Raw genomic sequence first — 11,287 nt, 5'->3', positions numbered from 1 at the left:
GGCGGCGTGGCCGGGCCGGGCGGGGGGATCGACCCGCTCGGCCCGAGTTTTACCGCATCGGGGATTAACGTTCAATCAGCAGCGCGGCGGCGACTTTGCGGCCCTCGGCCATCAGGATGTTGTAGGTGCGGCACGCGGCCTGGAAATCCATCGTCTCGACGCCGATCCGCTTCGCGGTGAGCGCGGCGACGAGCCGCGGGTGCGGGAAGCGCAGCCGCGCGCCGCTGCCGAAGATCACGAGTTCCGGCGTCGGGTCGAGCAGCATCGCGAAATGCTCGGGCGCGAGCGCGTCGAACGACGACACCGGCCATGCCTGGACCGGCGCGCCGGGCAGCACGATGACGCTCGTTTCGTGGCGTTGGAGATTGACGTCGACATAATCGGGGCCGTAGCCGGTGACGGTGTTGAGCGCGCCGCTCGCGTCCTGGTGCAGTTTCAAGTCGGTATTCCGCGGTTCCGAAGGGGAATGGGTCGCAGGGCCGCAGGGGCCCGGATGGCCGGATTCGCATGCCCGGGCGCGCGGGACGCCTGACGGCGCGGGCCCGGCGCGGCTATGGTGCATTGCGAAAGTCAGCCAAAATCCGCTAAATTATAACTTTTTGGTCGCTCCCGGGCGCCACTTGCGTCGTGCGTCGCCACAAGCTGCGTCCGACCGCCCGCTTTTTTCCCAGTCTAGACAGCGCGCACAGACCGGCCGCTTTCCAGTTTTGATCCCGTCCCCCGGCCGCGAGGCCAACCCAGGAACCGTGTCGTCGTGAAACCGATTCAGAAATCGAACAAGCTGCTCAACGTCTGCTACGACATCCGTGGCCCGGTGCTCGAGCACGCGAAGCGCCTCGAGGATGAAGGCCACCGCATCATCAAGCTGAACATCGGCAACCTCGCGCCGTTCGGTTTCGAGGCGCCGGACGAGATCATCCAGGACATGATCCGCAACCTGCCGTCGTCGTCGGGCTATTCGGATTCGAAGGGCGTGTTCTCGGCCCGCAAGGCCGTGATGCACTACACGCAGGAAAAGGGCGTCGTGGGCGTCGGCCTCGACGACATCTACATCGGCAACGGCGCGTCCGAGCTGATCGTGATGGCGACCCAGGCGCTGCTGAACGACGGGGACGAAGTCCTGCTGCCCGCGCCCGACTACCCGTTGTGGACGGCCGCGGTGAGCCTGTCGGGCGGCACGCCCGTGCACTACGTGTGCGACGAGCAGAACGCGTGGATGCCCGATCTCGACGACATCCGCCGCAAGATCACGCCGAACACGAAGGCGCTCGTCGTGATCAACCCGAACAATCCGACCGGCGCGCTTTATTCGGACGAATTGCTGCTCGAGCTGCTCGAGATCGCGCGCCAGCACGGGCTGATCGTGTTCGCCGACGAGGTCTACGACAAGATCGTCTACGACGGTCTCGAGCATACGGCGCTCGGTTCGCTGTCGGAGGACGTGATCACCGTCACGTTCAACAGCCTGTCGAAAAGCTATCGCTCGTGCGGCTACCGCGCGGGCTGGATGGCCGTCTCGGGCCTCGGCGGCGACAACCGGCGGCGCGCGAAGGATTACCTCGAGGGGCTCGGCATCCTGTCGTCGATGCGCCTGTGCGCGAACGTGCCCGGCCAGTTCGCGATCCAGACGGCGCTCGGCGGCTACCAGAGCATCAACGAGCTGATCGTGCCGAGCGGGCGCCTGTACAAGCAGCGCGAGCTCGCGTACGACATGCTCACGTCGATCCCGGGCGTGACCTGCGTGAAGCCGCAGGCCGCGCTGTACATGTTCCCGCGCCTCGACCCGAAGCTTTACCCGATCCAGAACGACCAGCAGTTCATTCTCGACCTGTTGCTCGAGGAGCGCGTGCTGCTCGTGCAGGGCACGGGGTTCAACTGGGCGACGCCGGACCATTTCCGCGTGGTCTTCCTGCCGAACCTCGACGACCTGGCCGATTCGATCAACCGGATCGCACGCTTCCTCGACGGCTACCGCAAGCGCCATTCGGCCTGAGCGGCGGGACCACACGAAACTCATGACTTCTCACTCATCGATCACACGCAGCATGGAACCGATCAAAGTTGGCCTGTTGGGCTTCGGCACGGTGGGCAGCGGCACCTTCACGGTGCTGGGCCGCAACCAGGAAGAAATCAAGCGACGCGCGGGGCGCGGCATCGAGGTGACGCGCATTGCCGTGCGCAATCCGGCGAAGGCGCTGGCCGCGCTCGGCGGCGACGCCGGCGCCGCGCAGATCACCGACGATTTCAACGCGGTCGTCGACGATCCGTCGATCGCGATCGTCGCCGAGATGATCGGCGGCACGGGCATCGCGCGCGAGCTCGTGCTGCGCGCGATCGCGAACGGCAAGCACGTCGTGACGGCCAACAAGGCGCTGCTCGCGGTGCACGGCACCGAGATCTTCGAGGCCGCGCGCGCGAAGGGCGTGATGGTCGCGTTCGAGGCCGCCGTCGCCGGCGGCATCCCGATCATCAAGGCGCTGCGCGAAGGGCTCACCGCGAACCGCATCCAGTACATCGCGGGCATCATCAACGGCACGACCAACTACATCCTGTCGGAAATGCGCGACCGCGGGCTCGACTTCGCGACCGCCCTGAAGGCCGCCCAGGCGCTCGGCTACGCGGAAGCCGATCCGACTTTCGACATCGAAGGCGTCGACGCCGCGCACAAGGCGACGATCATGAGCGCGATCGCGTTCGGCGTGCCGGTGCAGTTCGAACGCGCGTACGTCGAGGGCATCAGCAAGCTCGACGCGACCGACATCCGCTACGCGGAAGAACTCGGCTACCGGATCAAGCTGCTCGGCATCACGCGCCGCGCCGCAAACGGCATCGAGCTGCGCGTGCACCCGACGCTGATCCCCGAGAAGCGCCTGCTCGCGAACGTCGAGGGCGCGATGAACGCGGTCGTCGTGCATGGCGACGCGGTCGGCACGACGCTGTACTACGGCAAGGGCGCCGGCGCTGAGCCGACCGCGTCGGCCGTCGTCGCGGATCTCGTCGACGTCACGCGCCTGCACACCGCCGACCCCGAGCATCGCGTGCCGCATCTCGCATTCCAGCCCGACAGCCTGTCGAACACGCCGATCCTGCCGATCGACGAAGTGACGAGCGGCTATTACCTGCGCCTGCGCGTCGCCGACCAGACCGGCGTGCTGGCCGACATCACGCGCATCCTCGCCGCATCGGGCATCTCGATCGACGCGCTGCTGCAGAAGGAATCGGAGGAGGTCGACGCCGCGAACGGCGAAACCGACATCATCCTGATCACGCACGTCACGCTCGAGAAGAACGTCAATGCGGCGATCGCGCAAATCGAGAAGCTGGAGACGGTCGTGTCGAAGGTGACGAAGCTGCGCATGGAAGCGCTGAACTGAGCTGAGGGCGACATGAACTACATTTCCACGCGCGGCGCCGGCATCGGCGAGCGCCACACGTTTTCCGACATCCTGCTCGGCGGTCTCGCGAAGGACGGCGGGCTCTACCTGCCGGCCGAGTATCCGAAGGTCTCGGCCGACGAACTCGCGCGCTGGCGCACGCTGCCGTACGCGGATCTCGCGTTCGAGATCCTGTCGAAGTTCTGCGACGACGTTCCGGCCGACGACCTGCGCGCGATCACGCGCCGCACGTACACGGCCGACGTCTACCGCAACACGCGCCACGGCGAGAACGCGGCCGACATCACGCCGCTGAAGACGCTCGGCACCGAGCACGGCGCGGCGCTGTCGCTGCTCGAACTGTCGAACGGCCCGACGCTGGCGTTCAAGGACATGGCGATGCAGTTGCTCGGCAACCTGTTCGAGTACACGCTGGCCAAGCACGGCGAAGCGCTGAACATCCTCGGCGCGACCTCGGGCGACACCGGCAGCGCGGCCGAATATGCGATGCGCGGCAAGGCCGGCGTGCGCGTGTTCATGCTGTCGCCGCACCGGAAGATGAGCGCGTTCCAGACGGCCCAGATGTTCAGCCTGCAGGATCCGAACATCTTCAACCTCGCGGTCGAAGGCGTGTTCGACGATTGCCAGGACATCGTGAAGGCGGTGTCGAACGATCACGCGTTCAAGGCGCAGCAGAAGATCGGCACGGTCAACTCGATCAACTGGGCGCGCGTGGTCGCGCAGGTCGTCTATTACTTCAAGGGCTACTTCGCGGCCACCGGGTCGAACGACGAGCGCGTGTCGTTCACGGTGCCGTCGGGCAACTTCGGCAACGTCTGCGCGGGCCATATCGCGCGGATGATGGGGCTGCCGATCGCGAAGCTGGTGGTCGCGACCAACGAGAACGACGTGCTCGACGAGTTCTTCCGCACCGGCGCGTACCGCGTGCGCAGCGCCGAGAACACCTATCACACGAGCAGCCCGAGCATGGACATCTCGAAGGCGTCGAACTTCGAGCGCTTCGTGTTCGACCTGCTCGGCCGCGATCCGGCACGCGTGATGCAGCTGTTCCGCGACGTAGAGGAGAAGGGCGGTTTCGATCTCGCGGCAAGCGGCGATTTCGCGCGCGTTGCGGAGTTCGGCTTCGTGTCGGGCCGCAGCAGCCATGCCGACCGCATCGCAACGATCCGCGACGTGTTCTCGCGTTACGACACGATGATCGATACGCACACGGCCGACGGCGTGAAGGTCGCGCGCGAGCATCTCGACGCGGGCGTGCCGATGGTCGTGCTCGAGACGGCGCAGCCGATCAAGTTCGGCGAGACGATCCGCGAAGCGCTCGATCGCGAAGCCGAGCGTCCGGCCGCATTCGACGGGCTCGAGGCGCTGCCGCAGCGCTTCGAGGTCGTGAAGGCCGACGCGCAGCAGGTGAAGGACTTCATCGCCGCGCACACGGGCGCGTGACGCACGGCCGGGCCGCAGGCCCGGCCGCGCAGGACGGCCGGCATCCCGATGCGTCGAACGGATCGGGATGCCGGCCGTTTCGTTTGGTGGCGCGGTGGCTCCGTGGCGCGGAGCGCCGGCGGCGGCCGGTCCGCCGCGCGTCGCGTGAAACAGGTGCCAGACCGGCGCGTTCGCGCCAATCACAGTTCTCGCATGTCCGCCATATCGCGCGCCCGCGCGACGGCGTCGCTACAATGACGTATTGATTCCCACGCTCCCCGATTCCATCGATGTCGAACCCGAATCCCGCGGCGCCGCGCGCGCCGATGCTGTCGACCGCCGAAGCGCTCGCCGCGCTGCTCGACGCCGCGAAGCCGCTGCCCGGCGCCGAAACCGTCGCCACGCTCGATGCGCTGGGCCGCGTGCTCGCGGCCGACGTGAGTTCGCCGCTCGACGTGCCGCCGATGCACACGAGCGCGATGGACGGCTATGCGGTGCGCGTCGCCGACCTGCTGCACGGCGAGCGTCGCCTGCCGGTGTCGCAGCGCATTCCGGCCGGCCATCCGGCCGGGCCGCTCGCGGCCGGCACGGCCGCCCGGATCTTCACCGGTGCGACGGTGCCGCCGGGAGCCGATGCCGTCGTGATGCAGGAGCAGACCGCGGCCGACGGCGACGCGGTCGAGATCCTGCACACGCCGAAGGCGGGCGAGTGGATCACCGCGCAGGGCGCGGACATCCGGCAGGGGGCGGTGATCCTGCCGGCCGGCACGCGGCTCACGCCGCAGGCGCTCGGCCTGGCCGCGTCGGTCGGTTGCGCGCAGTTGTCGGTCGCGCGGCGGATTCGCGTCGCGGTATTCTTCACCGGCGACGAACTGACGATGCCGGGCGAGCCGCTGAAGCCCGGCGCGATCTACAACTCGAATCGTTTCACGCTGCGCGGGCTGCTGGAGCGGCTCGGCTGCCACGTGACCGACTACGGGATCGTGCCCGACTCGCTCGCCGCGACGCGCGACACGCTGCGCGCGGCCGCGCGCGATCACGACCTGATCCTGACGAGCGGCGGCGTATCGGTCGGCGACGAGGATCACGTGAAGCCGGCCGTCGAGGCCGAAGGGCGGCTGGCGCTGTGGCAGATCGCGATGAAGCCCGGCAAGCCGCTCGCCTACGGCGCGGTGCGCCGCGGCGACGACCGGCCCGATGCCCACTTCATCGGGTTGCCCGGCAATCCCGTGTCGAGCTTCGTCACGTTCCTGCTGTTCGTGCGGCCGTTCCTGTTGCGCCTGTCCGGCGTGCGCGACGTCGCGCCGCGCGCGCTGTCGCTGCGTGCCGATTTTTCGCAAGGCAAGGGCGACCGGCGCAACGAATTCCTGCGCGCACGCGTCAATGCGGCCGGCGGCCTCGAGCTGTTTCCGAACCAGAGTTCGGCGGTGCTGACGTCGACGGTCTGGGGCGACGGTCTGATCGACAATCCGCCGCAGCATGCGATCAGCGCCGGCGAGACCGTGCGTTTCATCCCGTTTTCCGAACTGCTGTCGTAACGCGACGGCTTCCCGAACCATGAAGATTCAGCTGAAATTCTTTGCGAGCGTCCGCGAGGCGCTGGGCGTCGCCGACGAGCAGGCCGACGTGCCGGACGGCGTTACGACCGTCGGCGACGTGCGCGCGTGGTTGCGCGTGCGCGGCGGTGCGTGGGCCGAGACGCTGGCCGAAGGGCGCGCGCTGCGCATGGCCTGCAACCACGAGATGACCGATCCCGACACGCGGCTCACCGAAGGCTGCGAGGTCGCGTTCTTTCCGCCGGTGACGGGCGGCTGAGGCGCGCGATGGCAACGGTACGAATCCAGGCCGACGATTTCGACCTGAACGCCGAAGTGACGGCACTGCGGGCGCGCAATCCGAAGATCGGCGCGGTCGCGTGCTTCGTCGGCACGGTGCGCGACTTGAACGAAGGCGATTCGGTCGCCGCGATGGAGCTCGAGCACTACCCGGGGATGACCGAGAAGGCGCTCGAGAAGATCGCCACGGAGGCCGGCCGGCGCTGGCCCGGCATCGACGTCGCGATCGTGCATCGCGTCGGCAGGCTGCTGCCGCTCGACCAGATCGTGATGGTGGCGACGGTTGCCGCCCATCGCGGCGATGCGTTCGCGTCGTGCGAGTTCGTGATGGACTACCTGAAGACCGAAGCGCCGTTCTGGAAGAAGGAAACGACGCCGGACGGCGAGCGCTGGGTCGATGCGCGCAGCACCGACGATGCCGCGCTCGCGCGCTGGGGCGTCGAATCGGGCAACACGCGGCGCTGAGCGCGGCGTGCGTCATCGCGGTGCGGCGATGCGCCGCATCGGCGCGACCGCCGCGCGTGACGTGTCAGCGGCTGCGTCAAGCGTCAGGGTCGGTGCCGCGCCCGATGATCTTCGCCGGAAAGGGTTCGCCGCGGGCGCGCGACGGCAGCGCGTGCGGATCGTCGCCCGCGTCGCGGCGGCGCGGCGCGATGGCGTCGAGCAGCGCCTGCTGTTCGGGCGGAATCCGGTAGTCCCAGCCGAACCGGCTCAATTGCAGGCTCTGCGCGATCCGCAGTGCGGGTTCCATGAAACGGATCGCCGCGGGCGGCGCGTAGCGCGTCTCGACGGTCTTCAGGAACAGCGACAGCCAGCGGCTGAAATGGGCCGGCTCGATCCCGTCGAGCGGCTGGTGCGCCTGCTGCACGTTGCCGCGGTAGCCCTTGGTGCCGAGCACGAGACTCGACCAGAACGTGACCATCTTCGGCAGGTGGTCGTCCCAGCGGCCGGCCAGCTTCGCGTCGAACACGGGCCCGAGCAGCGGGTCGGCGCGCACGCGGTCGTAGAACGCGTAGACGAGGTCGCGAATGTTTTCTTCGGTCGGCTCGGCGTCGCGAGGGCGGGCCGGTGCGGTATCGGGCGAGGCGGACATGACGGTCATGGCAAAAAGGGCCGGGAAACAGGGGCGGAGGCGGCGCGGGCATCGAGCAGGACGCCGGCCGGATTTTGACGCAAAATAGCGTCCAGCGTCCCCTGCAAAACGTGCAGATTAAATGCATCTTATTGCGCACGCGCCATCCCGGCAACCGGGAGCCGTGGAACGGGGCCGCCGGCCGGCTTCCCGCGCCTCCCGATCGGCCCGGCTCACGTAATCGGGGTGCGATCGATCTTTTCCGTATTCGCCCATGAGACTCACCGACTATACCGACTACTCGCTGCGCGTGATGCTGTACCTTGCCGTGCGCGGCGAGGGGCTCGCGACGATCCAGGAGATCTCGGACGCCTACGGCATCTCGAAGAATCATCTGATGAAGGTCGTGCAGCAGCTCGGCGAGCTGGGATGGGTCGACACGGTGCGCGGCCGCAATGGCGGGCTGCGGATTTTCCCGGAATCGCTGCAGCTGACGGTCGGCCAGGTCGTGCGCGCGACCGAGAGCGACTTCGCACTGGTCGGCTGCTTCCCGTCCGACGACGGCGAGGCACGCGGCTGCGTGATCGAGCCGCAGTGCCGCCTGAAGGGCGTGCTGGCGGCCGCGCGCGATGCGTTCTTTGCCGAACTCGACCGTCACCGGCTCTGCGAGCTGGTCGAACCTGCCGCGCCGCTCATGACGTTGCTCGGCATCCGACCGGTTGCGCTTGCGCGCGCCGCATCGTCGCAGGACGACGCGACGGCGCCCGTCGAGCCGCCGTCGACTGGCCGCTGACCCGCGCGCGCCGCGCGCCCCGGTCCTGCTTTGGCCCGCCTCCGGGCCGCATCTCGGCGATCCGGCAATTTTTGCGCTGAATCAACCCGAATTTCGCTTGAAAGCCGCATAACCATCCTCATCTTGGTGTTAATCGAAAATTGGAGGTCTCGACTAAATGAGAATCGACAAGCTCACCACCAAGTTCCAGGAAGCACTCGCGGATGCGCAAAGCCTTGCGGCAGGCCGCGACAATCAATACATCGAACCCGTTCACGTACTGGCCGCGCTGGTCGCGCAGCAGGACGGCTCCGCGCGCTCGCTGATGTCGCGTGCGGGCGTTCACGTGCAGGCGCTGCAAGGCGCGCTGAACGAAGCCATCTCGCGCCTGCCGCAAGTGACGGGCACGGGCGGCGACATCCAGATCGGCCGTGAACTGGCCGGGCTGCTGAACCAGGCCGACAAGGAAGCGCAGAAGCTCAACGATACGTTCATCGCGAGCGAGATGTTCCTGCTTGCCGCGTCGGACGACAAGGGCGACGCGGGCAAGCTCGCGCGCCAGCACGGCATGACGCGCAAGGCGCTCGAAGCCGCGATCGCCGCGGTGCGCGGCGGCTCGCAGGTGCACAGCCAGGATGCGGAAAGCCAGCGCGAGGCATTGAAGAAATACACGGTCGACCTGACCGAGCGCGCCCGTGCGGGCAAGCTCGATCCGGTGATCGGCCGCGACGACGAAATTCGCCGCTCGATCCAGATTCTCCAGCGCCGCACGAAGAACAACCCGGTGCTGATCGGCGAGCCGGGCGTCGGCAAGACGGCGATCGTCGAAGGGCTCGCGCAGCGGATCGTCAACGGCGAAGTGCCGGAGACGCTGAAGGGCAAGCGCGTGCTGTCGCTCGACATGGCCGCGCTGCTGGCGGGCGCGAAGTATCGCGGCGAATTCGAGGAGCGCCTGAAGGCGGTGCTCAACGACATCGCGAAGGACGAAGGCCAGACGATCGTCTTCATCGACGAAATCCATACGATGGTCGGCGCCGGCAAGGCCGAGGGCGCAATGGATGCGGGCAACATGCTGAAGCCGGCGCTGTCGCGCGGCGAGCTGCACTGCATCGGCGCGACCACGCTCGACGAATACCGCAAGTACATCGAGAAGGATGCCGCGCTCGAACGCCGTTTCCAGAAGGTGCTCGTCGACGAACCGAGCGTCGAGGCGACGATCGCGATCCTGCGCGGGCTGCAGGAGAAGTACGAGCTGCACCACGGCGTCGACATCACCGATCCGGCGATCGTTGCCGCGGCGGAGCTTTCGCACCGCTATATCACCGACCGTTTCCTGCCCGACAAGGCGATCGACCTGATCGACGAAGCCGCTTCGAAGATCAAGATGGAAATCGATTCGAAGCCCGAAGAGATGGACAAGCTCGACCGTCGGCTGATCCAGTTGAAGATCGAGCGCGAAGCCGTGAAGAAGGAGCAGGACGAAGCGTCGCAGAAGCGCCTGCAGCTGATCGAGGAAGAGATCGAGCGCCTGGGCCGCGAATATGCGGACCTCGAGGAGATCTGGACCGCCGAGAAAGCCGCGGTGCAGGGCAGTGCCCAGCTCAAGGAAGAAATCGAGAAGGTGCGTGCGGACATCGCGCGGCTGCAGCGTGACGGCAAGCTGGAGCGGGTCGCCGAGCTGCAGTACGGCAGGCTGCCGCAGCTCGAGGCCCAGCTGAAGCAGGTCACGCAGGCCGAAGAGCAGGAGCAGCACAACCCGACGCGTCCGCGACTGCTGCGCACGCAGGTCGGTGCAGAGGAAATCGCGGAAGTCGTGTCGCGCTCGACGGGGATTCCCGTGTCGCGCATGATGCAGGGCGAACGCGAGAAGCTGCTGCACATCGAGGAAAAGCTGCACGAGCGCGTGGTCGGCCAGCATGAGGCGATCGGTGCGGTGGCCGATGCGATCCGCCGTTCGCGCGCGGGTCTGGCCGATCCGAACCGACCGTACGGCTCGTTCCTGTTCCTCGGCCCGACGGGGGTCGGCAAGACCGAGCTGTGCAAGGCGCTGGCGTCGTTCCTGTTCGATTCGGAAGAACACCTGATCCGCATCGACATGAGCGAGTTCATGGAGAAGCACAGCGTCGCGCGGCTGATCGGCGCGCCGCCGGGCTATGTCGGCTACGAGGAAGGCGGCTACCTGACGGAAGCCGTGCGCCGCAAGCCGTACAGCGTGATCCTGCTCGACGAGATCGAGAAGGCCCACCCGGACGTGTTCAACGTGCTGCTGCAGGTGCTCGACGACGGCCGCATGACGGATGGCCAGGGGCGGACGGTCGACTTCAAGAACACGGTCATCGTGATGACGTCGAACCTCGGCTCGCAGGTGATCCAGGCGATGACGGGTGCGCCGCAGGAAGAGATCAAGGACGCCGTGTGGCTCGAGGTGAAGCAGCATTTCCGCCCCGAGTTCCTGAACCGGATCGACGACGTCGTCGTGTTCCATGCGCTCGACCGCAGCAACATCGAGTCGATCGCGAAGATCCAGCTGGCGCGCCTGCACGATCGGCTCGCGAAGCTCGACATGGCGCTCGACGTGTCGGAGGCGGCGCTCGAGCAGATCGGCAAGGTCGGCTACGATCCGCTGTTCGGTGCGCGGCCGCTGAAGCGTGCGATCCAGCAGGAGATCGAGAACCCGGTCGCGAAGCTCATTCTCGCGGGCCGCTTCGGTCCGAAGGACGTGATTCCGGTCGACGTCCACGACGGCAAGTTCGTGTTCGACCGCGTCGTGCACTGACCGCGAGCCATCGGC

At 67.3% G+C, this 11,287-nt stretch carries 10 protein-coding genes; 8 read left to right on the top strand and 2 right to left on the bottom strand.

Going from position 1 to position 11,287, the window contains the following annotated elements; genetic code table 11:
• Positions 1–64: 64 nt before the first annotated feature.
• Positions 65–439 carry an Mth938-like domain-containing protein gene (locus GQ56_RS0135735; RefSeq protein WP_031403207.1) on the bottom strand — a complete coding sequence of 125 codons (375 nt, stop codon included), beginning with the start codon at positions 437–439 and terminating at the stop codon, positions 65–67.
• Between the two features lie 315 nt (positions 440–754).
• Between GQ56_RS0135735 and GQ56_RS0135730 the strand changes: the two genes are divergently transcribed.
• The 6 genes from GQ56_RS0135730 (at position 755) to GQ56_RS0135705 (ending at position 7,117) form a co-directional block, all read left to right on the top strand.
• A complete protein-coding gene (locus GQ56_RS0135730; RefSeq protein ID WP_031403206.1) occupies positions 755–1,993 on the top strand; it encodes a pyridoxal phosphate-dependent aminotransferase in 1,239 nt (412 codons plus the stop codon).
• A 52-nt stretch (positions 1,994–2,045) separates the two neighbouring features.
• A complete protein-coding gene (locus GQ56_RS0135725) occupies positions 2,046–3,374 on the top strand; it encodes a homoserine dehydrogenase (protein WP_031403205.1) in 1,329 nt (442 codons plus the stop codon).
• A 12-nt stretch (positions 3,375–3,386) separates the two neighbouring features.
• Positions 3,387–4,838, top strand: a complete 1,452-nt coding sequence (thrC, locus tag GQ56_RS0135720; RefSeq protein WP_031403204.1) for a threonine synthase — start codon at positions 3,387–3,389, stop codon at positions 4,836–4,838.
• 269 nt (positions 4,839–5,107) lie between these two features.
• Positions 5,108–6,355: a molybdopterin molybdotransferase MoeA gene (locus GQ56_RS0135715; RefSeq protein WP_031403203.1), complete on the top strand. Its 1,248-nt coding sequence runs from the start codon at positions 5,108–5,110 to the stop codon at positions 6,353–6,355.
• A 19-nt stretch (positions 6,356–6,374) separates the two neighbouring features.
• Complete coding sequence (gene moaD, locus GQ56_RS0135710; RefSeq protein ID WP_031403202.1) at positions 6,375–6,632, top strand: molybdopterin converting factor subunit 1; 258 nt, start codon at positions 6,375–6,377, stop codon at positions 6,630–6,632.
• 8 nt (positions 6,633–6,640) lie between these two features.
• On the top strand, positions 6,641–7,117 hold the full coding sequence (locus tag GQ56_RS0135705; RefSeq protein ID WP_031403201.1) for a molybdenum cofactor biosynthesis protein MoaE: 477 nt from the start codon (positions 6,641–6,643) through the stop codon (positions 7,115–7,117).
• Positions 7,118–7,193: 76 nt separating this feature from the next.
• Here the strand turns inward: GQ56_RS0135705 and GQ56_RS0135700 are convergent, their stop codons facing one another.
• Positions 7,194–7,754: a group III truncated hemoglobin gene (locus tag GQ56_RS0135700; RefSeq protein WP_031403200.1), complete on the bottom strand. Its 561-nt coding sequence runs from the start codon at positions 7,752–7,754 to the stop codon at positions 7,194–7,196.
• Between the two features lie 244 nt (positions 7,755–7,998).
• On the opposite strand from GQ56_RS0135700, the gene GQ56_RS0135695 reads away from it, so the two are divergent.
• Together GQ56_RS0135695 and clpB are read left to right on the top strand one after the other, a co-directional pair.
• Positions 7,999–8,517, top strand: coding sequence for an Rrf2 family transcriptional regulator (locus GQ56_RS0135695; RefSeq protein ID WP_031403199.1), 519 nt, complete (start codon positions 7,999–8,001; stop codon positions 8,515–8,517).
• Between the two features lie 157 nt (positions 8,518–8,674).
• Positions 8,675–11,272 (top strand): ATP-dependent chaperone ClpB, encoded by a 2,598-nt coding sequence (gene clpB, locus GQ56_RS0135690; RefSeq protein ID WP_031403198.1) that lies wholly within the window; start codon positions 8,675–8,677, stop codon positions 11,270–11,272.
• Positions 11,273–11,287: the final 15 nt, after the last annotated feature.

Origin of the sequence: Burkholderia paludis (assembly GCF_000732615.1) — a bacterium.
Classification (GTDB): Bacteria; Pseudomonadota; Gammaproteobacteria; order Burkholderiales; family Burkholderiaceae; genus Burkholderia; species Burkholderia paludis.
The sequence above is the reverse complement of the archived record's forward strand: the minus strand, read 5'-3'. Positions and strand labels throughout refer to the sequence as shown.